At 35.6% G+C, this 24,199-nt stretch carries 20 protein-coding genes; 13 read left to right on the top strand and 7 right to left on the bottom strand.

Going from position 1 to position 24,199, the window contains the following annotated elements; translation table 11 throughout:
* The first annotated feature begins 98 nt into the window (after window positions 1–98).
* Window positions 99–836, top strand: coding sequence for a DUF6261 family protein (locus OO775_RS00630; protein ID WP_264845059.1), 738 nt, complete (start codon window positions 99–101; stop codon window positions 834–836).
* A gap of 221 nt (window positions 837–1,057) precedes the next feature.
* Here OO775_RS00630 and OO775_RS00625 read toward each other — a convergent pair whose 3' ends face one another.
* Entirely contained in the window at window positions 1,058–1,858 is an 801-nt protein-coding gene (locus OO775_RS00625) for an SDR family oxidoreductase (RefSeq protein ID WP_264845057.1), read from the bottom strand.
* 27 nt (window positions 1,859–1,885) lie between these two features.
* Window positions 1,886–2,542, bottom strand: coding sequence for a uracil phosphoribosyltransferase (upp, locus tag OO775_RS00620; protein WP_264845055.1), 657 nt, complete (start codon window positions 2,540–2,542; stop codon window positions 1,886–1,888).
* Window positions 2,543–2,620: 78 nt separating this feature from the next.
* Between upp and OO775_RS00615 the strand changes: the two genes are divergently transcribed.
* The 8 genes from OO775_RS00615 to infB all read left to right on the top strand — a co-directional run bounded on the left by OO775_RS00615 (window position 2,621) and on the right by infB (window position 12,721).
* Window positions 2,621–3,220 carry a DUF4254 domain-containing protein gene (locus OO775_RS00615; protein ID WP_264845053.1) on the top strand — a complete coding sequence of 200 codons (600 nt, stop codon included), beginning with the start codon at window positions 2,621–2,623 and terminating at the stop codon, window positions 3,218–3,220.
* 185 nt (window positions 3,221–3,405) lie between these two features.
* Window positions 3,406–5,457, top strand: coding sequence for a S9 family peptidase (locus tag OO775_RS00610; RefSeq protein WP_264845065.1), 2,052 nt, complete (start codon window positions 3,406–3,408; stop codon window positions 5,455–5,457).
* Between the two features lie 101 nt (window positions 5,458–5,558).
* Window positions 5,559–5,969 (top strand): BrxA/BrxB family bacilliredoxin, encoded by a 411-nt coding sequence (locus OO775_RS00605; protein ID WP_264845051.1) that lies wholly within the window; start codon window positions 5,559–5,561, stop codon window positions 5,967–5,969.
* A 107-nt stretch (window positions 5,970–6,076) separates the two neighbouring features.
* Window positions 6,077–6,817 (top strand): lysophospholipid acyltransferase family protein, encoded by a 741-nt coding sequence (locus OO775_RS00600; protein WP_264845049.1) that lies wholly within the window; start codon window positions 6,077–6,079, stop codon window positions 6,815–6,817.
* Between the two features lie 27 nt (window positions 6,818–6,844).
* A complete protein-coding gene (locus OO775_RS00595; RefSeq protein WP_264845048.1) occupies window positions 6,845–8,020 on the top strand; it encodes a MalY/PatB family protein in 1,176 nt (391 codons plus the stop codon).
* Between the two features lie 140 nt (window positions 8,021–8,160).
* On the top strand, window positions 8,161–8,625 hold the full coding sequence (gene rimP / locus OO775_RS00590) for a ribosome assembly cofactor RimP (protein WP_264845046.1): 465 nt from the start codon (window positions 8,161–8,163) through the stop codon (window positions 8,623–8,625).
* Window positions 8,626–8,633: 8 nt separating this feature from the next.
* Window positions 8,634–9,866: a transcription termination factor NusA gene (nusA, locus tag OO775_RS00585; protein ID WP_264845044.1), complete on the top strand. Its 1,233-nt coding sequence runs from the start codon at window positions 8,634–8,636 to the stop codon at window positions 9,864–9,866.
* 59 nt (window positions 9,867–9,925) lie between these two features.
* Complete coding sequence (gene infB / locus OO775_RS00580) at window positions 9,926–12,721, top strand: translation initiation factor IF-2 (RefSeq protein WP_264845043.1); 2,796 nt, start codon at window positions 9,926–9,928, stop codon at window positions 12,719–12,721.
* 83 nt (window positions 12,722–12,804) lie between these two features.
* Here infB and pdxA read toward each other — a convergent pair whose 3' ends face one another.
* On the bottom strand, window positions 12,805–13,854 hold the full coding sequence (gene pdxA, locus OO775_RS00575; RefSeq protein ID WP_264845042.1) for a 4-hydroxythreonine-4-phosphate dehydrogenase PdxA: 1,050 nt from the start codon (window positions 13,852–13,854) through the stop codon (window positions 12,805–12,807).
* 53 nt (window positions 13,855–13,907) lie between these two features.
* On the opposite strand from pdxA, the gene OO775_RS00570 reads away from it, so the two are divergent.
* Both OO775_RS00570 and OO775_RS00565 read left to right on the top strand, forming a co-directional pair.
* Window positions 13,908–14,522 carry a riboflavin synthase gene (locus tag OO775_RS00570; protein ID WP_264845041.1) on the top strand — a complete coding sequence of 205 codons (615 nt, stop codon included), beginning with the start codon at window positions 13,908–13,910 and terminating at the stop codon, window positions 14,520–14,522.
* Window positions 14,519–14,953 (top strand): GNAT family N-acetyltransferase, encoded by a 435-nt coding sequence (locus tag OO775_RS00565; protein ID WP_264845040.1) that lies wholly within the window; start codon window positions 14,519–14,521, stop codon window positions 14,951–14,953. Before OO775_RS00570 ends, OO775_RS00565 begins: the two co-directional genes overlap by 4 nt.
* Before the next feature lie 41 nt (window positions 14,954–14,994).
* On the opposite strand, the gene OO775_RS00560 is transcribed toward OO775_RS00565, so the two are convergent.
* Together OO775_RS00560 and OO775_RS00555 are read right to left on the bottom strand one after the other, a co-directional pair.
* Window positions 14,995–15,840 carry an aminotransferase class IV gene (locus tag OO775_RS00560; RefSeq protein ID WP_264845038.1) on the bottom strand — a complete coding sequence of 282 codons (846 nt, stop codon included), beginning with the start codon at window positions 15,838–15,840 and terminating at the stop codon, window positions 14,995–14,997.
* Between the two features lie 12 nt (window positions 15,841–15,852).
* Entirely contained in the window at window positions 15,853–16,239 is a 387-nt protein-coding gene (locus OO775_RS00555; RefSeq protein WP_264845036.1) for an START-like domain-containing protein, read from the bottom strand.
* A 772-nt stretch (window positions 16,240–17,011) separates the two neighbouring features.
* Between OO775_RS00555 and OO775_RS00550 the strand changes: the two genes are divergently transcribed.
* Together OO775_RS00550 and uvrA are read left to right on the top strand one after the other, a co-directional pair.
* Window positions 17,012–17,755 carry a DUF6261 family protein gene (locus tag OO775_RS00550; protein ID WP_264845034.1) on the top strand — a complete coding sequence of 248 codons (744 nt, stop codon included), beginning with the start codon at window positions 17,012–17,014 and terminating at the stop codon, window positions 17,753–17,755.
* 123 nt (window positions 17,756–17,878) lie between these two features.
* Window positions 17,879–20,641: an excinuclease ABC subunit UvrA gene (uvrA, locus tag OO775_RS00545; protein ID WP_264845033.1), complete on the top strand. Its 2,763-nt coding sequence runs from the start codon at window positions 17,879–17,881 to the stop codon at window positions 20,639–20,641.
* A 99-nt stretch (window positions 20,642–20,740) separates the two neighbouring features.
* On the opposite strand, the gene OO775_RS00540 is transcribed toward uvrA, so the two are convergent.
* Entirely contained in the window at window positions 20,741–23,587 is a 2,847-nt protein-coding gene (locus OO775_RS00540; protein WP_264845031.1) for a T9SS type B sorting domain-containing protein, read from the bottom strand.
* Window positions 23,588–23,686: 99 nt separating this feature from the next.
* Complete coding sequence (locus tag OO775_RS00535) at window positions 23,687–24,067, bottom strand: LysM peptidoglycan-binding domain-containing protein (protein ID WP_264845030.1); 381 nt, start codon at window positions 24,065–24,067, stop codon at window positions 23,687–23,689.
* Window positions 24,068–24,199: the final 132 nt, after the last annotated feature.

The raw sequence follows: 24,199 nt of genomic DNA, 5'->3' as shown, positions 1-24,199 counted from the left end.
TGCTTCTGTACCGAAATGTGCCATGAAACTGAAAATATTCATAACTATTGATTTTGAGGCAAATATACAAAATTATTTTTAATTACGGATATACAAAAATGAAAAAACTAGACGCAAGAGCAAGAATTACCGAAGTTGATGATACATCAGATAGAATATTATTATTATTTAAAAATGAAAGTAATTTACAAAGCGATAAATTTTTAAAAAGTACTTTTAAGGAATTAGAAAAAGTTTCTTCACAGATAACTGAATCAATAAAAAGAGAAACTTCTATCTCAAAACTTGAAAAAAAGGATAAATTAAGAGATGATGCACTTCGGTTATTGCATAATGTACTACTCGGGTATAGCTCGATTCCTATTGCTGAAGTGAAAGAGAAAGGGGGAAAGCTATTTGCTGTATTTTCTAAGTATGGATTAAAAGTTATTAAAGAAAATTATGCAAGTAAGTCCTCTCTTATAGAATCTTTGTTGCAAGATTTGTCAAATACTGAGATGCAAGCTATTAGTACAGAACTTTTGGGTGTTCCTGAGAGTATTGAAAAGCTACGGGAAGAACAAACAGCCTTTACCAATGTACGTATGGAGTATGAAAAGGCTATGGCTATTAGAGAAAATACAGTAAGTGCCTCATCGTTGAAAAAACTTTTGTTAGAACTTATCAATACCAAGCTAATTACGTATCTTACTACAATGAAAATGGTTGATAGTGGGCAATATGAACACTTTTACGGATTAGTATCGCAAGTAATTGATAGTACAAATCTTACAATTCAGCGAAGAAATAAAGGAAAAATAGAAAAAAAAGAAATAAATAAACCTATGGAAACGTAGGGGAGAAGTAAGGTGTTTTAAAAAATAGACATCTTTTGGAAAATAACTAATTTTTGAATTTTTTTTAAAAAATCCCTTGTTATAGTAATGTATTTCTATAAAAAAATACTTACTATCAAGGGATTTTAATTAGTAAATAAAAAAAATATTGTTATATCGTATTGTTTTTGTATCTAAAAAATATACCGATAGAAACACTTGGTTGTTTTGTAGTTTATTTTTTACAATTTATAGTGATTCATCAGCATTTTTTCATACCATTTGTCTGGTAAAAGTCGTTTCAGCACGATGGAGAACTTTTGTAGAAACGAAGCCTGTTTATAATGTACGTTGGGTGATGATTTTTGGATAATTTTATATATCCTTTCAGCCATTAGTAACGGATTTTGTCCAGAACTAACGTGTTGGTTCATCAAGTTGAGTGATAATTGATAGGTATCTTTGTAAGGCGAATCTGTACCAACGGGTTCATGATAACGGCGTGAGGCAATATCGGTGGCAAAATCTCCTGGTGCAATACATGTCATCTGAATGCCAAAAGGTTTGACCTCCATGCGCATCGCTTCTGTGGCAAGCATTAGCGCTCCTTTGCTTGCGGAGTATCCGCCACGAAACGGAAGTCCCATATAGCCTGCAATTGATGTAATGTTGATAATAAGTCCGCTGTGATTAGCTCGCATAGAAGGTAAAACAGCTTTCATTATGTTAATCGCACCAAAAAAATTAGTTTGAAAAAGGTTTTCAAGCTCAGAAGTAGGTATTTCTTCCATCGCACCCGATATCCCTACTCCGGCATTATTGATAAGGACATCAATTTTGCCTTCTTTTTCCAGAATTTGACTAATAACTTCTTTTATAGAGGTTTCTTCTCGCACATCCATACGAAGTAATGTATATTTATTAGTTTCTTCCTTCGGATTTCTCCCTGTTCCATATACTTTATATCCTTTGTCTGAAAGAAATTCGGCAGTATTTTTACCTATTCCAGAGGTAGCCCCAGTTATTAAGACGATTTTGTTCACAATTTGCAGTATTAAATTCTTATTTTGCTATGATTGCATTTTTTCTCCGAAAGCTAAATCACCGGCGTCACCCAATCCAGGGACAATATAGCTTCGCTCATCAAGTTTTTTATCAACAGTGGCTATCCAAAGGTGTGCTTCTTTCGGAAAGTGCTCTTGTACGTATTCTAAACCTTGTTCAGAACCAATAACGGCAAACAAATGGATTTCTTTGGGCGTTCCCAATGATTTGAGGGAGTTATATACATTGACAAAAGAGCGTCCGGTAGCAAGCATTGGGTCAGCAAGGATAAGAATATTGTCTTCGAGCGAAGGGGAGGCTAAGTATTCGACCAAAATTTCAAACTCACACTCCGATAAATGCTTCCGATAGGCAGAAATAAAAGCATTGTTCGCATTGTCGAAGTAATTTAATATTCCTTGATGAAGTGCCAACCCTGCTCGTAAGATAGAACAGATAACAATTTCATCTTGAACCAAAAGAACTTTCTTCGTAGATAACGGTGTAGTGATTTCTTTGGTATGATATTGGAGTTTTTTACTCATTTCATAGCTCAAAATCTCGCCAACTCGCTCCAAATTACGTCGAAAACGCATTCGATCTCTCTGAATATTGACGTTGCGCAACTCTGCGATAAATTGGTGTAATACAGAGGGTTGAAGGTCAAAACGATGTATAATCATAAACTTAAAAATTAAAAAATTGAACAAATATTTTTTCAGATTACAAAATAAAGGTATATTTGCGAAAAATACAAAATTATGTTTAGTAAAAATGCTTTTAAGATTTTTGAAGAAAGTATTCGTCAGTACCACGTGTTAGACGACGTATATCAATCTTTTGTCAATCCATATCCTTCGCCCAGTATCGAACATTTGCTTTATCGTAAGAACTGGATAGATACCGTGCAGTGGCATTACGAAGATATTATCCGAGACCCACAGATAGACCCCATAGAGGCACTCGACTTGAAGCGAAAAATTGATGCTTCTAATCAAGATAGGACCGATACGGTTGAGTACATTGATAGTTATTTTTTGGATAAATACAAAAATGTACAACCGCTCAAAGAAGCTACGATAAATACCGAAAGTCCAGCGTGGGCAATTGATAGACTCTCTATTTTAGCACTGAAAATTTATCATATGCAACAAGAAGTCGAGCGCCCCGATGCCTCTGTGGCTCACAAAGAGGCTTGTCAGGCAAAATTGGTGGTTTTATTGGAACAGAAAAAAGACCTTTCGCTTGCATTAGACCAATTATTGGTTGATATTGAGCAAGGGAAAAAATATATGAAAGTTTATAAGCAAATGAAAATGTATAATGATGAAGAATTAAATCCAATTCTTCGTAAAAAATAAATGTAATAAGCAGAAAATATTCGTTTTTTGCTCTTAACCGATAGATAATAAATCTTTTGGAATAAAAAAATAGTAAATAATAGTATAATGCAATGAAAACACAACGAAATTTCTTGAAAAATGGAGTGCTTGTAGCCACTTCGATTATTTTATTAACTTCTTGTAACGAAAAAAAGAAAGAAACAATGAATGTAGTACCTCCAAAAGCTCCGAAGCATGAGAAAATATTGGAAAAATTCGCAGACAAGCGCGTAGATAACTATTTTTGGATGAACCAGCGTGATTCACCCGAAGTATTAGCCTATTTAGAAGCTGAAAATCAGTATTATCAGCAGATGACAGCTCCGACCAAAGATTTTGAAAATCGACTTTTTGAAGAAATGAAGTCGCGGATAAAAGAAGATGACTCTTCCGTTCCGTACAAGCACAACGGATATTGGTACAATACTCGCTACGAGCAAGGAGGAGAGTATCCTATTTATTCTCGTCGCAAAGAATCTTTGGAAGCTCCCGAAGAAATTCTCTTTAACGTGAATGAAATGGCAAAAGGACACGCTTTTTATAACTTAGGCGGTATGGAAATAAGCCCCGATAACAAATGGGCTGCCTTTTCTGTTGATACACAAGGGAGAAATATATTTCATTTGTATTTTAAAAACTTAGAAACCGGCAAGGTAACTCAAACAGGGATTAAAAATATTACAGGCTTTTGTTGGGCAAATGATAATAAAACATTATTTTATGGACTGAAAAATCCGCAAACGCTTCGCTCCGAAAAAATTATGAGACACCAAAGAGGCTCAGACTCTAAAAATGATGTAGAAGTTTTTCACGAAAAAGATGAGTTATATCGAACTTTTGTATATACGACCAAATCAGAAAAGTATATAATTATTGGTTCTGAAAGCACCACAACCTCAGAATATCAATACCTTTCGGCAGATAATCCTCTAGGGGAATTCACGATTTTCCAACCTCGAACCAAAGGTTTAGAATATAGCATTTCTCACTATCAAGATTATTTCTATATATTGAATAACGCAGATGGAGCGACCAATTTTAAGTTAGACAAAACCCCAATTACCAACACGCGAAAAGAAAATTGGAAGCCCGTTATCCCTCATCGAAAAGAAGTTCGCTTAGAAGATATTGATATTTTCAAAGATTATTTGGTGGTAACCGAGCGTGACAATGGACTTAACAAAATCCGAATTATTCGCTGGGACGGAACCCAAGACGAGTATCTTCCTTTCGATAATGAAACTTATACGGCTTATACATCGACCAATCTTGATTTTGATACCGATATACTTAGATATTCGTACACATCTCTTACAACGCCACGTTCGGTAATTGATTATAATATGAAAACCAAAATACAAGAGGTGAAAAAAGAACAAGAAGTTTTGGGCGGAAAATTTGATAAGAATAATTATACATCTGAACGGATTTGGGCAACAGCCGATGATGGCGAAAAAATTCCTATATCAATTGTTTATCGAAAAGGAATGGAACGCAACGGGAATAATCCGTTTTTGCTTTACGGATATGGTTCGTATGGAGTAACGATAGACCCTTCGTTTTCGAGTATTCGATTAAGTTTGCTTGACAGAGGATTTATTTTTGCAATAGCTCATATTCGAGGAAGCGAATATTTGGGAAGAGAATGGTATGAAAATGGTAAATTCTTGAAAAAGAAAAATACATTTACAGATTTTATAGCTTGTGCCAAGCATGTTATCAACCAGAAGTATACTTCACCCAAGCATTTGTACGCAATGGGAGGTTCAGCAGGAGGACTTCTAATGGGAGCAGTTGCCAATATGGCACCCAAATTATTCAACGGAATAATAGCACAAGTTCCTTTTGTTGATGTGGTAACTACAATGCTTGATGATTCGATTCCTTTAACCACAGGCGAATATGAAGAATGGGGTAATCCGAATGAAAAAATATATTATGATTATATGAAATCGTATTCTCCATATGATAATGTTACCAAAAAACAATATCCTAATATGCTTATTACCACAGGGTATCACGATTCGCAAGTACAATATTGGGAGCCAGCTAAGTGGGTTGCGCTTTTGCGTGAATTAAAAACAGATAATAATCTTTTACTTTTCCATATCAATATGGATGCGGGACATAGCGGTTCTTCAGGTCGTTTTGAATCACTTCGAGAAGATGCTCAGGAGTATGCTTTCTTGCTCAATTTAGAAGGTATTGACAAATAAAATACTTGGAAAAATATGTTTATATAAAAAGAAAAAATTAAAATGAAAACATATTTATTTGAAAAAAATATATAACTTTGCATCTTTAAAAAAAGAAAATTATGTATCCACCCGAATTAGTAAAACCTATGATCGAAGACTTAACTTCCGTAGGATTTCAAGAACTTAAAACCATCGAAGCTGTTGATAAAGCGATTAAAAAAAATGGAACAATGCTTGTAATGGTTAATTCTGTTTGTGGTTGTGCTGCTGGTATGGCACGCCCTGCAGTTAAAGAAAGTCTTAAGAATAATAAAAAGCCTGATTATTTGGTAACAGTTTTTGCAGGTGTTGATAAAGAAGCAACTCAAAAAATGCGAGAGTATATGTTTCCATTTCCGCCATCATCACCCAGTATTGCCTTATTCAAAGATGGAGAATTGGTTCATATGTTAGAACGCCATCATATAGAAGGGCGTCCGGCAGAGATTATAGCCGATAACTTGAAAGAGGCTTATGATGAATTTTGTTAAATCATTATTTTGAAATTTTATTAGGGACGAAATTGTCTTTTTGGCAATTTCGTTTTCTGTTTTTATCTTAGATTAAGATGTTGTTATTTAAACTATTTTGAAAGTGAATGAAAAAAATATTTTCCTATCCACTTAGCATATTGCATTATATAGCTTATGCTTCTTTTTTAATATTTTTTCATCCATTACAATGGATAAGTATTCATATTTTTGGTAGAAAAACTCATAGAAAATGTGTTGAAATATTAAATTTCTTTTTGGTAAATTTTCTAAAAATTACAGGAAATGGAGTGAAATTTCATTTTAAGAATTCTATTCCTGAGAATGTACCTATTTTATTTGTTCCCAATCACCAGAGTGTGTACGATATACCACCTCTTATTTGGTTTTTACGCAAGTATGATCCTAAGTTCGTAGGTAAAAAGGAACTTGATAACGGAACACCAAGTATAGGTATTAACCTTAAAAATAATGGTTCTGTACTTATTGATAGAAAGAATCAAAAAGAATCAATTGCAAAATTGGCAGAATTTGCCAAATATCTTTCAAAAAATAAATATACAGGCGTTATTTTTCCAGAAGGAACTCGTAGTCGAAATGGAAAATTGAAACCATTTAAGACGACAGGACTTAAAATAATGATGAAATATATGCCTGAAGGGTATATTGTTCCGATAACAATTAACAATTCGTGGAAAATAGTACATTATGGAACATTTCCGATAGGATTGTGTAATGATGTTAATTTTATAACCCACCAACCAATTCCTATTTCATCGGATAGTGCTGAAAATCTTATAGAAAAAATCCGTAATGAAATAGCCAAAGATTTACAAACAGAAGAATAAATTTGCAAACCCAATAAAATATATTAAATGAGCTATAATTTTGATGAAGTTATTGACCGAAGTGGAACAGATTCTCTCAAATGGGAGGCTCTTGAACCTCGTTGGGGGAGAACAGATTTACTCCCATTATGGATTGCTGATATGGAGTTTAAAACACCTCCATTTGTGAAAAAAGCTATTGAAAAACGTATAGAAAATGAAATATTTGGATATACATCAATACCAGAGTCGTGGTATGAGGCTATTATTAACTGGCAAAAAAAACGAAATAACTGGAATATAACTAAAGAATCTATTTTATTTTCTCCAGGGGTTGTTCCTGGTTTGGCATTGGCAATACAGGCATTTACAGAAAAAGGCGATAAAGTGATGATACAACAGCCAGTTTATCCGCCTTTTATCTTGGCGGTTCAGAATAATCAACGAACGTTAGTTAATAGTCCTTTGCGATTAGTAAATGGGAATTATCAGATTGATTTTGAGCAATTTGAAAAAAATGTAGAAGGTTGTAAATTATTTATTTTATGTAATCCACATAATCCCGGAGGACGTGTCTGGACATTAGAAGAAATGGAACGAATAGCCGATATTTGTTATCGAAATAATGTATTTGTAATTTCTGATGAAATTCATTCTGATTTAACTCTTTCTCCTTATAAACATCAGGTTTTTGCCACTATTAACGAGAAAGCAAGAGAGAATTGTTTAGTGTTTAATTCGCCAAGTAAGCCTTTCAATATGGCAGGTTTTTCAAGTGCTTATGCAATAATAGAGAATGAAACAATGCGAGAGAAATTTCAAAAAAATACTTATATAAAATGTATGCTTGGCGATGGTAATTTATTTTCTTTCAATACATTGGTGTCTGTTTATACAGCGCAAGGAGAACAATGGCTTGATGAACTCCTCAAATATGTACAAGACAATATAAATTGGGTTGCTGATTTTGTGCAAAAAAATCTCCCGAAAGTCAAAATAATACGCCCACAAGCCTCGTATTTGATATTTTTGGATTGCCGACAAATGCAACTTACTCAGAAAGAGTTAGTTAATTTTTTTGTTGATAAAGCGAATTTGGCTCTAAATGATGGGGAAATGTTTGGTAAAGAAGGAGGTGGGTTTATGCGAATCAATGTAGCTTGCCCTCGTAGTATTTTGCAAAAAGCATTTAATCAGTTGTTAAGAGCTTTTGAATCAGAATAGTAAAATTCTGAGGGAGCAAGAAAAATTATAAAAAAATATTTAAAAAAAATTTGTTTTTTTGAAAATAACGTTATACTTTTGCACCCGATAAATGGTAAAGGAATGGAAGAGGGCGTTAGTCCTCTTTTTTTGTAATAAAAATGGAATTCGAAGATAAAGTTAAATTATTGATAGATAAAGGGTTAGAAGAGAATCCGAGTTTGTTTCTAATTGATTGGTCAATATCATCAAGCAATGCTATAAAAATAATTATAGATGGTGATAACAATATTGGTGTTGAAGATTGTGTAGCGTTAAGCCGTGCTGTAGAACATCATTTGGATAGAGAAGAGGTCGATTTTTCGTTAGAAGTAACTTCGTGCGGTATTTTTTCTCCATTGGTAAATCTACGTCAGTATGTTAAAAATATAGGACGAGTACTTAATGTAAAAACAAATGAAATAGAACTAGAAGGCGTTTTGAAATCAGTGGAAAATCAGACAATTATTATAGAACAAGAGGTTAGAAAACCTAAGCCTGTAGGAAAAGGGAAAATAACAGTAAAAGAACAACATAATATTGCTTTAACAGATATAAAAGAAGCAAAATTGATAATAAAATTTTAGAAGAAAATATGGAGAATTTTGATTTGATAGCATCTTTTTCAGAATTTAAAGACGAAAAATTGATTGATAGAGAAACTCTTATGGCTATTCTGGAAGAAGTATTTCGAACCGCTTTAAAGAGAAAATATGGGTCTGATGATAATTTTGATATTATTATCAATCCAGATAAAGGAGATTTGGAAATATGGCGCAATCGAGTAGTGGTTGAAGATGGAATGGTTACAAATCCTAATCAAGAAATACCTTTGAGTGAGGCTCGTAAGATAGAAGCCGACTTTGAAGTAGGAGAAGATGTATCAGAAGAAGTGAAAATAAAAGACTTGGGGCGTAGAGCAATTTTGGCTCTTCGTCAGAATTTAATGTCTAAGATTCACGAATACGATAGTACAAATATATATCGTCGCTTTAAAGATATTATTGGACAAATCTATTCGGCTGAAATTCACCATATTAGAGGTAAAGCTGTTATTCTTTTAGATGATGATGGAAATGAAATTGTGCTTCCTCGTGATAAGCAAATCCCTTCTGATTTCTTCAAAAAAGGTGATACTATAATGGGAATAGTTGAAAATGTTGAACTAAAAGGAAATAAACCATCAATTATTCTTTCGAGAACTTCACCAAAGTTTTTAGAGCGTCTTTTCGAACAAGAAATTCCAGAAATTGCAGATGGACTTATTACAATTCAGCGTGTAGCACGTATTCCTGGTGAAAAAGCAAAAGTAGCTGTTGATACATATGATGATAGAGTGGATCCTGTAGGAGCTTGTGTAGGAGTACGTGGAGCACGTATTCACGGGATTGTGCGAGAATTAGGAAACGAAAATATAGATGTGATAAATTACACTTCCAACCCTGTATTGTTTATTACACGTGCTTTAGCTCCTGCCAAAGTTTCAATGGTAACAGTTAATGAAGAAACTAAACGTGCCGAAGTTTTGTTGGCCCCCGAAGAGGTGTCTAAGGCAATCGGAAAAGGAGGAGCAAATATTCGTTTGGCGAGCCAATTGACTGGCTATGAAATTGATGTATTTAGAGAAGGTGCAGAAGAAGATATCGAACTTACAGAATTTGATGACGAAATAGAAGTGTGGGTAATAGAAGAATTTCGCCGTGTAGGGTTAGATACAGCTAAGAGTGTTTTAGAGCATTCGGCTGAGGAACTTGTTAAACGTACCGATTTGGAATTGGAAACCATTGAAGAGGTTTTACGTATATTAAAAGAAGAATTTGAAAATTAAGATAAGTAATTGATTTTTTTCAGAAAAACACTTAGAATCATTACGAAAAATAAAATTATATGGCTGAGGATAAAACAATGCGATTAAACAAAGCAGCGAAAGAGTTTAATGTTTCCACTGAAAGGATTATTGAATTTCTAGCATCAAAAGGGCATACGATAGAGTCTAACCCGAATACTAAAATTTCAGGAGAAGTAATTACTTTACTTGAAAAAGAATACGGGTCGGATAAAAGTCGTCGTGTGGCTTCACAAGAAATTAGTGAAGAGCAACGCAAAGAAAAAGAAGCGATTCGCCAAGAACTTGAAAAAGAAAGAAAAGAAGAAGAGAAGCGTAAAGAACAAGAAGTCATTCGAGCCAAAGCAACTAACGTTGTAGAACTTAAAACAGTTGGTAAAATTGATTTAGAAACAAAAGAAAAATCAGTTGAGAACGAGAATCCAAACCAATCAACTGAGTCATTACCTGCTATAGAAAAATCAGTTGAATACCCAGCTAAAAAAGAAAAAAATCAACAAAAAAATAATAAAGAAACAAGAGCAGAAAAAAAGCAGAAAAAGGCTAATAATATAAAACAAAATATTCCAACCAAAGAAAAAGAATTGGAATTTTCCTCAGTAATTGAACCAAAAATAAAATCTAAAAAAGAAGAAGAAGTAGATGGAGGGGTTATTGAAACTAAATATACCAAACTCACAGGTCCCAAGGTAATAGGTGAAAAAATTGATTTGAGTCAGTTTGAAAAGCCTAAAAAGAAAAAAGATAAAGGGAAAAATAAAGATAAAAACAATTCTGAAGGAAACGAAAAATCAGATAAAAAACGAAAACGAAAACGCATTGTCTCTAATAAAGAAACTTCTCAGAAGAACAATGCACAATTTTCACGTAAGGAAGACGGAAAATCTGGTAAAAAAGGTAAAAAAGGTACAAAACCATTTATAAAAGCAGAACCTACCGAAGAAGAAGTACAAAAACAAGTTCGTGAAACTCTTGAACGTTTACAAGGAAAATCGAACAAATCAAAAGGAGCGAAATATCGCCGTGAAAAACGCGATAGTCATCGACAAAAAACAGAACAAGAAATTGCACAACAAGAACAAGAAAGCAAAATACTAAAAGTTACCGAATTTGTAACTGTTAGTGAGCTTGCTACAATGATGGACGTACCTGTAACCAAAGTAATAGGCGCTTGTATGAGCTTAGGAATTATGGTTACGATGAATCAACGGCTTGATGCAGAGACGCTTACTATTGTTGCTGATGAATTTGGGTTTGAAGTAGAATTTTCTACTGCCGATATTGAAGAAGCTATTCCGATACAAGAAGATACTCCCGAAGATTTACAGCATAGAGCACCAATTGTAACTGTAATGGGACACGTTGATCATGGAAAAACTTCACTTTTGGATTACATTCGTAAAGAAAATGTAATTGCCGGTGAAAGTGGAGGTATCACTCAGCACATAGGCGCTTACTCTGTAAAACTTGACAATGGACAACGAATTACATTTCTCGATACACCTGGACACGAAGCATTTACAGCAATGCGTGCCAGAGGAGCCAAAGTTACTGATATTGCTATTATTGTAATTGCTGCCGATGACGATATAATGCCCCAAACCAAAGAGGCTATTAGTCACGCACAAGCAGCGAATGTCCCTATCATATTTGCAATCAATAAAATAGATAAGCCAACGGCTAATCCTGATAAAATAAAGGAACGTTTAGCCGGAATGAATTTGCTTGTAGAGGACTGGGGTGGGAATATCCAGTCACATGATATCTCAGCTAAACAGGGAATTGGAGTAAAAGAATTGCTCGAAAAGGTTCTTTTGGAAGCTGAAATGTTAGACCTGAAAGCAAATCCTGATAAACGGGCCTTAGGAACTGTTGTTGAAGCTAAGTTAGACAAAGGGCGAGGGTATGTTTCTACGGTTTTGGTTGAAGAAGGTACGCTCAAAATCGGTGATTTTGTTCTTGCAGGAACACACTCTGGGAAAATTAGAGCGATGCACGACGAACGAGGCAAAAATGTGAAAAAAGCAAGTCCAGCAACGCCAATTTCCATATTAGGATTAGATGGAGCACCGCAAGCAGGAGACAAATTTTACGTATTTGAAGATGAACGTGAAGCGAAACAAATTGCTTCGAAGCGAACTCAATTACTTCGTGAACAATCGGTACGAACACAACGGCATATTACCTTGGACGAAATAGGACGTCGTATTGCTTTGGGAGATTTCAAAGAATTGAAAGTAATTCTCAAAGGAGATGTAGATGGTTCTGTAGAGGCATTGACCGATTCGTTCCAAAAACTTTCTACCGAAGAGATACAGGTTTCTATTATTCACAAAGGAGTAGGAGCAATTACCGAATCAGATGTATTGTTAGCTTCGGCTTCCGATGCAATCATCGTAGGGTTTAATGTGCGACCAATGGCAAACGCTCGAGTTTTGGCTGACAAAGAAGAAATTGATATACGAACCTATTCAATCATTTATGATGCAATAAACGATTTGAAAGATGCTATGGAAGGTATGCTTTCTCCAGAAATGAAAGAAGAAGTTACAGGTACAGTTGAAATTAGAGAGATATTTAAAATATCAAAAGTAGGAACTATTGCAGGCTGTATGGTTACCGATGGGAAAATATTCAGAACGTCAAAAATACGTATTATCAGAGAAGGAGTTGTTGTACATACTGGAGAACTTTCATCATTGAAGCGTTTCAAAGATGATGTTAAAGAAGTTTCCAAAGGATACGATTGCGGACTTCAAATTAAGAACTATAACGACATAAAAGAAGGCGATGTTATAGAAGCTTATCAAGAGGTTGCTGTAAAAAAGAAATTGTAGTAATATAAAGAAAACTCCCAGTTATGAAAAACGCTGGGAGTTTTTATTTTCTGTTCTAATAATCAGTAGTAATAAAGAAAAATTTACTTCTCAGCAGGCAGATTATTTGAAACCAAAGTGTTAGAGGTAAGTTCTTTGTATTCTTCGCGGTTGTTATAGATATCGATTGCTTTGTAAATAGCCTCGCGGAAGGAGTTTTCGTCAGCAATTCCTTTTCCAGCGATACTGTAAGCTGTTCCGTGGTCTGGAGAAGTGCGAATTTTATCAAGTCCGGCAGTAAAATTAACACCTTTACCAAAAGACAATGTTTTGAAAGGTATAAGTCCTTGGTCGTGATATGGAGCAATGATAGCATCAAAATCTTGATACTGAGAAACAAAGAAACTATCGGCGCTGTAAGGTCCAAATATGAGCATTCCTTCTTGATAGAGTTTTTCAATAGCTGGGCGAATAATCAAATCATCTTCCTGCCCGATAACGCCTTGGTCTCCACAATGTGGATTAAGCCCCAATACAGCTATTTTCGGACGAGTAACATGAAAGTCTTTTATCAATGAGTCATTGATGAGGGTTGCTTTTTTGAAAATAAGCTCTTGGGTAATGTGCGATGCCACATCTTTGATAGGAATGTGGTCGGTCAGAAGTCCTACACGCAGTTCGTCACTAATCAAAAACATCAGACTATCCCCCGTTAGCTCTTGTGCTAAATAGTCTGTATGACCAGGAAAGTGAAACACCTCAGATTGAATATTTTTCTTGTTGATAGGAGCTGTAACTATGGCATTGACAGCCTCTTGTTTGAGTGCATTGACCGCATGTTCGAGCGATTCGAATGCGCATTTTCCTGCCTGTGGAGTTTCTTGTCCGAATTCAATCTGTGGCATATCGTGCCAGCAGTTCATTACGTTCATTTTTCCATCAATAATGTTACTTAGTGTAGTTATTCCGTTGAAATTGAATTCCAAATTGAGTTGTTTTTTCATGAAAGAAATCAATTTGTTAGAGGCGAAAATCACCGGAGTGCAGAGTTCAAGTATGCGTGTATCGGATAATGCTTTAAGAACCACCTCGGGACCTATTCCGTTAATATCACCGACGGAAATACCTATTCGTATATTTATTTTACGTTTCATTTTTTCTTGTTATATTTGCAATTTAAACGCAAAGATAAATAAAAAAATTGAAAATGTTTACAGGAATAGTAGAAACCTTAGGAAAAGTAGTCAAAATAGAACAAGAACAAACCAATACGCATTATTTTATCGAAAGTGAATTTGCCAGTGAGTTGAAAATTGACCAGAGTGTTGCTCACAATGGTGTATGTCTTACTATTGTTGAGATACAAGGCAAAGTTTATAAAGTAACTGCCATTAGCGAAACCTTACAAAAGACCCACTTACACACTTGGCAAGTAGGAACACAACTTAACTTAGAACGCGGAATGCGATTGGGCGACCGCCTTGACGGGCATATTGTGCAAGGACATATAGACCAAGTAGGTGTATGTCAGCAAGTTCAAGACCAAAAAGGTAGCACGGTATTTACATTTTCGTATGATACTGACAAAGGAAATCTGACCATAGAAAAAGGTTCTATTACGGTCAATGGTGTAAGTCTTACGGTGGTTAATTCGCAAAAAGGGATGTTTAGTGTAGCTATTATTCCTTATACGATGCAACATACCAATTTACGATGGATTGCTAAGGGCGATTTGGTCAATTTAGAATTCGATGTAGTGGGTAAGTATATTCTTCGAGCTTCACAAATGGGAATAATAACTCCAAAAACCTTTTTACAATGAAAAAATATCGTATCGAATTTCTTTCACAAGAAGAAATTTCTCCGAAAACAGAAGCCTATATAGCGGAGCTATTTGCACAACTGACGGACATTCCCCCGATATGCATTTCGGACTTGTTGCGTAAAGAAAATCCGCCATATATAGTTGTTTGCTGGCAAGACGAACGCCCTATTGCAATGGCTACAATGGTGGTATATGAGGTTATTTCGGGACGTAAAGCATGGATTGAAGATGTGGTTGTAAGCTATGAGTTTCGCCAACAAGGCATAGGGGAGCAACTGACACAGACTTTGATTATGCGTGCTAAGCAACTAGGGGTACAAACTATCTTGTTGTTTTCAAATCCTAAACGTGAAGCGGCACATCGGTTGTATAAGCGATTAGGTTTTGCCCAGAAGGGGAGTACACTTTTTTCAATGAACCTTTCATAAAATGAATTTGCCAAGCAATTTTTTTGCAAAAAACTTCGTTTTTAGCCCAAACGAGCTAAGGTATTGAGTTTTCCTATCAGATTGTTAGCCACTTGGTTGGTATATTCTTTTTTTCGGTAATGACTTACAGACTGGATACCTATAATACTATTGGTTACGAAAAGTTCATCGGCTTTTTGTAGGTCAAAAGGCGAGATACTGGTTTCTTCAATGGTAAAATCATTTGTTTTCGTAATGGTTTCAATAAGTTTTTTGCGTGTAATTCCGTTGATACACCCATCGCTTAGCGGTGGGGTTTTTATATGTGTGCCACTAACCCAGAATAGGTTTCCGCTGAGAAATCCTACTACGTTTTTATGTGTGTAATTGAGCAGTATGCAGTTCTGATAATCATTTTCTTGAGCGAAAACACTCCCCATAACATTCAGCAGGCGGTTGGTTGTTTTCAGATTGGAAAGCAAATCGGGTTGCAGGTAGAAATCTTTGTAGAGTTCTATACGATATTCGATGGGTTGATTTTGGTAAAAAGGCGATTGTAGTGGAGCAACGCTTATGTAATACTCAATGGTATTGGTTTGTGGAGTATAGTCGCCACCTTGTTTGCGGACAATGGTCAGGCGTACACTAACGGCTTGATTGGCAAGTTGGTTTTGTTCAATTTGGGAGAGAATTTCACTTTCGAGGAATTCCATTGTGAAGGTATCGGGTATCTCCATACGTGCGATGCGCATAGTTGCCATCAGTCGTAGGTAATGTGCTTCCCAGAAGTATAATTTTCCGCTGGCGTATTTAAGTACATCGAAAACGCCATCGCCAAACAAGATACCTCTATTTTCGGGAGAAATGCTGGCAGAGGATATTGATTTTGTACCGCTTATAAGGGTCATAAGTTTGCCTATTTAATAACTTCCTAACACGTGTTTCAAATCGGTTATTTGATTGTTCCAAAAGAGTTTTGCCTCTTCTAAGTTTTCGCCATTTCGGATAAAATCGGTAATTAGTAGCGAAACATCTTGAGTAAGTTCATCAACCATAATTCGCATTTCAAAGAAGCATTCGTCGGTGTGGTGTAACCATCGGAATTTGACCAATTCGTCTACTCTTTTGCGAATAAGATGTGCTTGCTCTTGGGTGTCTTCCCAAATAAATGTATATAACTCACCACGCGAATTCACATTGTCGGCAAACCATTCAGACAGCCCCGATGGAGTTGAAATGTACTGGTACAGCAACTGAGGTGAGGCGTGAAACGGGTATTCTAACTCGTATTTTGTATAATTTTGCATAAAATGTTTTTTCAAAAAAGGTTTCGTTTGCAGGGCGCAAGATAGGATATTTATTTGATATATGCAATATACAAAAGTGTCTTTTTTTTTAAACTTTTTTCATTGATAAATACCAAATATAAATGCAGGAAATAATTTATGAAAATACTAACAAATCAGCCTTGATTGTTTTGGGGTTGTAGTTCCTTAGTAGATTGAAAAATTCAATGCGTTTTTATTTATTTTTTGATAAATAGAAAAAATCCACAGCTGTATCTTGGGTGTTTTGTACTCAGTTTATGAAATCCACAGCTGTATCTTGGGTATTTTATACTCAGTTTATGAAATCCACAGCTGTATCTTGGGTGTTTTATACTCAGTTTATGAAATCCACAGCTGTATCTTGGTTGTTTTATACTTAGTTTATAAAATCCACAGCTGTATCTTGGTTGTTTTATACTTAGTTTATAAAATCCACAGCTGTATCTTGGGTTTTTTGTACTCAGTTTATGAAATCCACAGCTGTATCTTGGGTTTTTTGTACTCAGTTTATGAAATTCACAGCTGTATCTTGGGTGTTTAAAAGTTAAACTAATTCTTTTTGAATTGTTTTTATAGTATTTGTATTTCAAAAAGATAGATTTTCAATCGAAAACTTAAAGAAAAATAGCCAAGGGAATAAAGGTTTGATATAAACTTTTGTTAAAAAGACAGAAATAAGGTATCAATACTATGTTTTTGGTATGATTTTTGTTTATTCAAATAACAATTTATCATAATAAAATAAATACGTATGAAAAAATATGCAAAAATAAAAACAATAAGTTTGCGTAGGCTTAATAACGCCCAATATACGCAATTTTTGAGTGAGGTTGAGAAGCTCATTGCCAAAGCTACTCCCGAGAAATTATTCATCGAAAGCGAATTGTTCGATGCCTTGAAGCAAAATATTCAGCAACTTACACAATTGGCATACGAAAACCGAACCAATTCGCAGACTCAAGTGTTAGTAAAGCTCGACAAACAGCGCGATGAGTTGGTAGGTTATTTGTTGGACGTGATTCGTGTAGAGCGTAAGTCGCACAACGCACAGCGCAAAGTAGCTGCTACGGCACTCTATCAAGCCACCAAGAATTATAAAGGAATCGCACAGCTTCCGTATCGAGAAGAGTCTTTGGCTATCAAGGCATTACTTGCTGATTTTGCCAAAGCTGACAATGTGGCACACCTTGCCACACTTGGTTTGTCCGATAGTGTAAGTTTGCTCTCGCAGGTCAATACCGACTTTGAAACCCAAATGGGCGATAGAATGCAAGGACAAGCAACGACCTCGGTAAGCAATGCCAAAGATATCCGCAAACAAACCGACGAGCAGTTTGATGGTATTGCCCTACGAGCGCAATCGCAAAACGTGGTTGCTCCTTCGTCTGAGTCAGAAACTTTCGTTACTCACTTGAACAAACTCATTGACGATACCTTGTTAGCAAGCAAATCAACCACCTCAACCTCTAAGTTACAAGAACAAACCGGAGCTTGATATACCAAGGCATAAAACAACAAAGCGAGTGAAGAATTTCATTCGCTTTTTTTATGAAAATAAGCATTTGCAAGTAGTAATTTTCTAATTAAAATTTGTACTTTTGCCCTTTATTTATTTCTGATGAAAACAAAGATTGATACAACTGATAACATTATTGTAAAAGGAGCAAAACTTCATAATTTGAAGAATATAGACGTGTGTATTCCGCGTAACCAATTGGTAGTCATTACGGGACTTTCAGGTTCGGGCAAGTCTAGCCTTGCTTTTGATACGTTGTATGCCGAAGGTCAGCGTCGCTATGTGGAGAGCTTATCGTCTTACGCACGACAATTCTTGGGAAGATTAGATAAACCCCAAGTTGATTTTATCGAGAACATCGCTCCTGCTATTGCCATCGAACAGAAGGTCAGCACCTCTAATCCACGCTCAACGGTGGGTACTTCTACCGAAATATACGATTATCTGAAACTATTATTTGCTCGTATCGGGCAAACGTTCTCGCCTATTTCAGGTAAAAAGGTCAAAAAACACAACGTTTCTGACGTGGTCGATTTTGTCAAGACTTTTCCTGTGGCAAGCAAATTACTTCTTTTAGCGCCTATTAGCCTTGCTCCCGAGCGTACTTATGCCGATACGCTTCGTCTCTTGCAAGAACAAGGCTATGTTCGTATCTTTTATCAAGAAGAGGTCTTGCGTTTAGACGAATTGGATTTCGAGCAAGTAACAACGGACTTTATGCTCGTGGTAGAACGCATTGTGGTTGCTACTGATGAAGATTTTGCACATCGACTTGCCGACTCGGTAGCTACGGCTTTCTTCGAAGGAAAAGGTTCTTGTCTGATTATAGCACTTGACAGCGGAGAACGTACCGAGTTTTCTAACAAATTTGAATTGGACGGACTTACTTTTCTTGAACCCAATGTCCATTTGTTCAGTTTTAATAATCCGTATGGTGCTTGCCCTACTTGCGATGGATATGGAGATACAATTGGCTTAGACCCGAGCCTTATCATTCCCAACACAGCACTTTCGGTCTATGACAATGCTATCTATCCGTGGCGTGGCGAGACTATGAGCTGGTTCAGAGACCAACTAATCAATAATGCGTACAAATTTGACTTTCCCATACATAAACCTTGGTTTGAACTAACCGAAGAGCAACGAAAACTCATCTGGACAGGTAATAAATACTTTGTTGGGCTGACCGATTTCTTCAAAGAATTGGAAGAGAAGAATTATAAGATACAAAACCGTGTATTATTGGCTCGCTATCGAGGAAAAACACGCTGTACTACCTGTGATGGTAAGCGATTACGCAAAGAAGCAACCTATGTTCGTATTGCCGATAAATCAATAACCGATTTAGTAGAAATGCCTGTGAATCAGTTATATGCTTTTTTCGAAAAACTTTCTCTGACAACCTATCAAGAGCAGGTTTCAAAGCGTCTTTTGAAAGAAATACGTACTCGATTACAATTTTTGATAGATGTCGGACTAGGATATTTAACCCTTAACCGAAAATCAAATACGCTTTCAGGAGGAGAAAGTCAACGAATTAACTTAGCGACCTCTCTTGGGAGTAGTCTGGTTGGTTCTATGTATATTTTAGACGAGCCTAGTATCGGATTGCACCCCAAAGATACGGAGAAGCTCATTCAGGTACTCAAATCGTTACGCGACTTAGGCAATACGGTAATTGTTGTAGAACACGATGCCGAGATTATGAAAGCCGCTGATTACATCATTGATATTGGGCCCCAAGCAGGTACTCTAGGCGGAGAAGTCGTTGCACAAGGTACATATGAGCAGCTCCTACACGCCGATTCGCTTACCGGAAAGTATCTCAGTGGCAAATTGCGTATCGAACCGCCTAATAAAGTGCGTACCTCACCCCATTTTATTCAAATAACAGGTGCAAGAGAACATAATTTGAAGAATATTGATGTTGTTTTTCCGTTAGATAGACTCACAGTAGTAACGGGTGTTTCTGGTAGCGGAAAAAGTACTTTGGTTAAAAATATTTTGTACCCAGCTCTGTTGAAACAATTGGGAATAGCAGGGGAGAAGGCAGGACAATTTACATCAATTAGCGGAAAATACAATCATATCAAACAGGTAGAATTTGTTGATCAAAACCCCATCGGTAAGTCTTCGCGTTCTAACCCTGTAACTTATATAAAAGCCTACGATGATATACGCAATTTGTTCGCATCGCAGAAGTTAGCCCAGTTGAATAACTTTTCATCAAAACATTTTTCGTTCAATGTCGATGGAGGAAGATGCGAAGTGTGCAAAGGCGAAGGAGAAGTAACTATCGAGATGCAATTTATGGCTGATGTACATTTGCCCTGCGAAGCATGTGGCGGAAAACGATTCAAAAAAGAGGTACTCGATGTTAAGTTTCACAACAAATCTATTGATGATATCTTGAATACAACCATTGACGACGCCGTAGCCTTTTTCACAGAGCATAAACAAACAAAAATAGCACAAAAATTGATACCATTACAACAAGTCGGATTAGGATATGTAACACTTGGGCAATCATCTTCAACACTATCAGGAGGCGAGGCTCAACGAATAAAACTGGCTTCATTCTTGGTTAAGTCCTTCTCCGAGAATCATACCTTGTTTATCTTTGATGAACCCACCACAGGCTTGCACTTTCATGATATTAGCAAGTTACTCAAGTCGTTTAATGCGCTCATTGAACGCGGACACTCCATTATTGTAATTGAACACAATATGGAGCTTATTCGCTGTGCCGATTATATTATAGATTTAGGACTTGATGGAGGAAAAGACGGAGGAACTATCGTAGCCGAAGGAACTCCTACACAAGTGGCTCAAAATACCATAAGTTATACCGCTCGCTATTTGTAATAGAATCTCATTGTATGTATTTATAAAAAATCAGTAGAGACTAAGCATTTCTACTGATTTTTGGTTATATATTCGTATGAGTTTTCTATCCATAATAGTTTAATCGCCTCCTACGTATAAGAATCCACTCTTACGATAAGATTGTTTTTGGAAATCTTTATACGAAAGTATATAAAAATAGGTTCCGTTGGGAACTTTTTTCCCTTGCGAGAAGCCTTTAACATTTGAAATTCCTTTGAAAACATTGCCATTTACGCCATAATTATACGTTTCATAAACACGCAAGCCCATCTGGTCGAAAATTAAAACATGTGTATCAGTATAAGCCTCTAATCCTTCTATTTTGAAGTAATTTGTATTATAATTTTTAGAAACGGCATTGTATATTTTTATTTCAGGCAAAACCATAATGGTTTGTGTATGTGTGGCTTTGTTGCCACATTGGTCTGTTGCCGTCCAGTATCGAGTAATGGTATAGGTTTCCTTACACGATGTGTTGCTGTCTTTCTGTTCTTCATAGGTTATTTGAACCGCATCACAACCGCCTTTTGTAGCTAAGTAAGTGGCAGGAAGTGGAATGTTATTGCAGCTAACAACTATATTTTGAGGTAAATTTCCTATGAAAACAAGAGGTTCACTGGCAGGTATTATGTGAATCAGTTGTTGGAAAATAGCAGTATTACCACATAGGTCTGTTGCTGTCCATTCTCTAATCAAGGTATGTTGCTTACATTGCGATTGCACATTGGTTTCTTTATAAGAAATATTTGGTGAGGTATTTGCATTACAAGTTGAAATAGCAGTAACTGTAGCTTTTTCAGGTATTTGATGGCAAAACACTGTAATCTCACGCTCGGGTGTATTTTGGAAGGTAATTTCTGATTTTTCAAGGGTAAATCCACCAATAATTTGAGTTTCAATAGATGACAAGCGCCTTTTTGCTGAAAACGGACGTGTATGCGAGATAGCATAAGCTATATGGTCAATTACTTCAATCTTGATAACTCCTGCCGGAATATCAAATGTATCAGTTGCTGAGAAAGGCGATTTAATTTTTGTTGTCCCTATCGAAATATCCGAAGGAAAAACAATCTCACAAGTTCCGTCATTTTCAGTTTTATCCACTAATACATATCTGAAAGTGTCTCCGAAGTCATCAGAGAGTAAAATACGTACGTTGGAATGGCTACCAAAGCTATTGGCATCTACATTCCATTTGAGATTGAGTTTCTGCCCAGCTTTGTAACTTTGTGCAAACTCATTGGTCAATACAAAAGGAATACCTTGTTTTATTTCTACGCTTGTTTGCATCATATCATAAGTGGTTGCTCGATTGGTTCGCTCAGTGTAGTTCGGATCAAGGTCAGAATCTCTTACGCCAAGCCAAAATGTAAAAGTCCCTGTTTGTGTTGGAGTTGAAAATGCCCTCTCTGTATAAAGTTCTTCATTCAATTTATAAAAATTGATGAGATTTGGTTCATATTCTGTTTGAAAACAGCTTCTATTTTTGACAGAAGCAGGTTGTGTCAGAAAGACAGCATTAGAAGCTTCATTCGTATCAAGACTTTTTATATCGGCTTGATGAGCAAGATAATACAATTTCTGATTTTCTGGATCGGTAGCTTTCATCTGAAATTGGAAAAAAGTATTTTGTGGAAGAGTATATTTTGTTTTTAGATTGCTTTTGTTCAAAGATGGCGCTTTGTTACCTGTTTTTATTCCGTAAGAAGCATTATTGTAGTAAAAATTGTCATTGTAGAAGGGAATTCCTACTAAATTCTTCCTTGCATTATCTGAATAATATGGCATACGAGCAAGCAAAGGTTTTATATGTTCGAAAATACTAACCAATGAAAAAAAGTTGGCAGGAGTTCCGTAACTCATTATTGATTGACCTTCTTTGGGTTCTGTTTTTACAGAACCATCTCCTCCTTCAGAAAACGTGTGTTGAGCCCCCAGCATATGTCCTATTTCGTGGGCAATAGTCAAGGTAGAAGCAATAGCTATACCTTGTGCCTTAAACGAGCTAATATAACCAGCCCCAACGCCTGCTAAACCAAGCAAGCCTCCTTGAGGAGTTCCATCAGGAAATTCTTGTAATTGAGAGTTTTTGCCAATAACAATTCCTATATCGTAATCATTAGCAGTGATTAGTTTGTTGATATTTTCGGTAGAATTTAATATAATTTCTCGTGCATTCTTTCTAAAATTGGCATTGTTTATAGGGTCGTCTATGGTTGTAATAACAAGTTTTTCGTTATTGACTACTTGAAATTTTACAGCAAGGTCTCTTAGATAAATTTCGTTAAGAGATATTTCCGTATTTGCCCAAAAAAGTTGTACATCAAGAAGATTATTTCGAAATTTTGATGTATAATATTCATAAGTAATAGGCATCGCAAGTCTATATACACGAAGTACATCATCGGCAAGACTTTTACTTTGATTGGTTGTAAATTCACTCAATTGTAATGGAGTTTCTATGCCAGATTGAAATCTGATAGATGCAGGAGGGGATATACTGCATTCGTTTGAAACACAATTTCCACAATGTGCGTTGTGTAAATGGGAAGAGGTTATTGAGATGCTTCCTTGTGGATTGGTAAAAAGTGTAATTTCTCTATCAGAAAGCATTAAATTTCCACTAATTTGGTCATTTTGAAAAGAAAGAGTTGCACGGAATGTGTCATTTTCGTAACCTACAAAAGTTTTTATATTTTGAACTGAAAAAGAAGTTTGTTTTTCACTCCAAACCAATGATATTTCATTTGAATTATCAATTGGGAATTCCCATTTGATATTTTTTTCGCCTGTGTTGAATATGTTTATAATCGTTTTGGAAGATATAGGAAGCACAATTTCTTGTGCAGAAGAAATTGAACAATTTATAAAAAGAATGAGTAATAAAAGTATTGATTTTGTAGTGTTTTTCTTAAAAAAATACATTTTTCTTAAAAATTTTATGATTTATTTTTATTGAAGTAAAAAACTCCTATGTATGTTACACAGGAGTTTTCATATCTCTTAAATTAGCTAAATTTGTTATTACAATTTAGGAATGATTAGTTGTTGCCCTATCTGAATCAAATCAGGATTTTTAAGTTTGTCAGTATTGGCTTTAAAAATAATTTGATACTTGTTGGCATCGTCATAATATTTTTTAGCAATTTTGCTAAGAGTTTCTCCTTTAACCACTGTATGAATGTGATAAATAGAGTTGTCTAATACGCTAATATCTGCTTTGATATCAGAGGCTGCCTCCCCACCGATTTCTTTTAACTTATCCCAGAAAATATTTTTTTCATAGGGAGTGTTCACTTCTCCTTTTATATAAAGAGCATCGGTTTTTTCTTCTACGTTGGTATTGCGCATACCCAAATCTTTGGCAAAAGTAAGCAAAGAGTTGTATTTTTCTTTAAAACTCATAAGGATATTGTTTTTATGTTTTACGGGTGTAAAATTACAATTTTTTGAAAAATAAAAAAAATATTTTTCTTAAAATCGAATTATAAATATAGTTTATGTGATTTATTTAATTGATTTGCATCAAATTCATCT

The sequence above is a fragment of the Capnocytophaga catalasegens genome (genome assembly GCF_026005215.1).
Lineage (GTDB): Bacteria > Bacteroidota > Bacteroidia > Flavobacteriales > Flavobacteriaceae > Capnocytophaga > Capnocytophaga catalasegens.
This window is presented reverse-complemented; position numbering and strand designations above follow the sequence as displayed.

What these genes read in the sequence shown, in the direction of transcription:
- OO775_RS00630 (WP_264845059.1), top strand. Translation starts at nt 99, where the DNA reads ATGAAAAAACTAGACGCAAGAGCAAGAATTACCGAAGTTGATGATACA.
- upp (WP_264845055.1), bottom strand. Translation starts at nt 2,542, where the DNA reads ATGATTATACATCGTTTTGACCTTCAACCCTCTGTATTACACCAATTT.
- OO775_RS00615 (WP_264845053.1), top strand. Translation starts at nt 2,621, where the DNA reads ATGTTTAGTAAAAATGCTTTTAAGATTTTTGAAGAAAGTATTCGTCAG.
- OO775_RS00610 (WP_264845065.1), top strand. Translation starts at nt 3,406, where the DNA reads ATGAATGTAGTACCTCCAAAAGCTCCGAAGCATGAGAAAATATTGGAA.
- OO775_RS00605 (WP_264845051.1), top strand. Translation starts at nt 5,559, where the DNA reads ATGTATCCACCCGAATTAGTAAAACCTATGATCGAAGACTTAACTTCC.
- OO775_RS00600 (WP_264845049.1), top strand. Translation starts at nt 6,077, where the DNA reads ATGAAAAAAATATTTTCCTATCCACTTAGCATATTGCATTATATAGCT.
- OO775_RS00595 (WP_264845048.1), top strand. Translation starts at nt 6,845, where the DNA reads ATGAGCTATAATTTTGATGAAGTTATTGACCGAAGTGGAACAGATTCT.
- rimP (WP_264845046.1), top strand. Translation starts at nt 8,161, where the DNA reads ATGGAATTCGAAGATAAAGTTAAATTATTGATAGATAAAGGGTTAGAA.
- nusA (WP_264845044.1), top strand. Translation starts at nt 8,634, where the DNA reads ATGGAGAATTTTGATTTGATAGCATCTTTTTCAGAATTTAAAGACGAA.
- infB (WP_264845043.1), top strand. Translation starts at nt 9,926, where the DNA reads ATGGCTGAGGATAAAACAATGCGATTAAACAAAGCAGCGAAAGAGTTT.
- pdxA (WP_264845042.1), bottom strand. Translation starts at nt 13,854, where the DNA reads ATGAAACGTAAAATAAATATACGAATAGGTATTTCCGTCGGTGATATT.
- OO775_RS00570 (WP_264845041.1), top strand. Translation starts at nt 13,908, where the DNA reads ATGTTTACAGGAATAGTAGAAACCTTAGGAAAAGTAGTCAAAATAGAA.
- OO775_RS00565 (WP_264845040.1), top strand. Translation starts at nt 14,519, where the DNA reads ATGAAAAAATATCGTATCGAATTTCTTTCACAAGAAGAAATTTCTCCG.
- OO775_RS00560 (WP_264845038.1), bottom strand. Translation starts at nt 15,840, where the DNA reads ATGACCCTTATAAGCGGTACAAAATCAATATCCTCTGCCAGCATTTCT.
- OO775_RS00555 (WP_264845036.1), bottom strand. Translation starts at nt 16,239, where the DNA reads ATGCAAAATTATACAAAATACGAGTTAGAATACCCGTTTCACGCCTCA.
- OO775_RS00550 (WP_264845034.1), top strand. Translation starts at nt 17,012, where the DNA reads ATGAAAAAATATGCAAAAATAAAAACAATAAGTTTGCGTAGGCTTAAT.
- uvrA (WP_264845033.1), top strand. Translation starts at nt 17,879, where the DNA reads ATGAAAACAAAGATTGATACAACTGATAACATTATTGTAAAAGGAGCA.
- OO775_RS00540 (WP_264845031.1), bottom strand. Translation starts at nt 23,587, where the DNA reads ATGTATTTTTTTAAGAAAAACACTACAAAATCAATACTTTTATTACTC.
- OO775_RS00535 (WP_264845030.1), bottom strand. Translation starts at nt 24,067, where the DNA reads ATGAGTTTTAAAGAAAAATACAACTCTTTGCTTACTTTTGCCAAAGAT.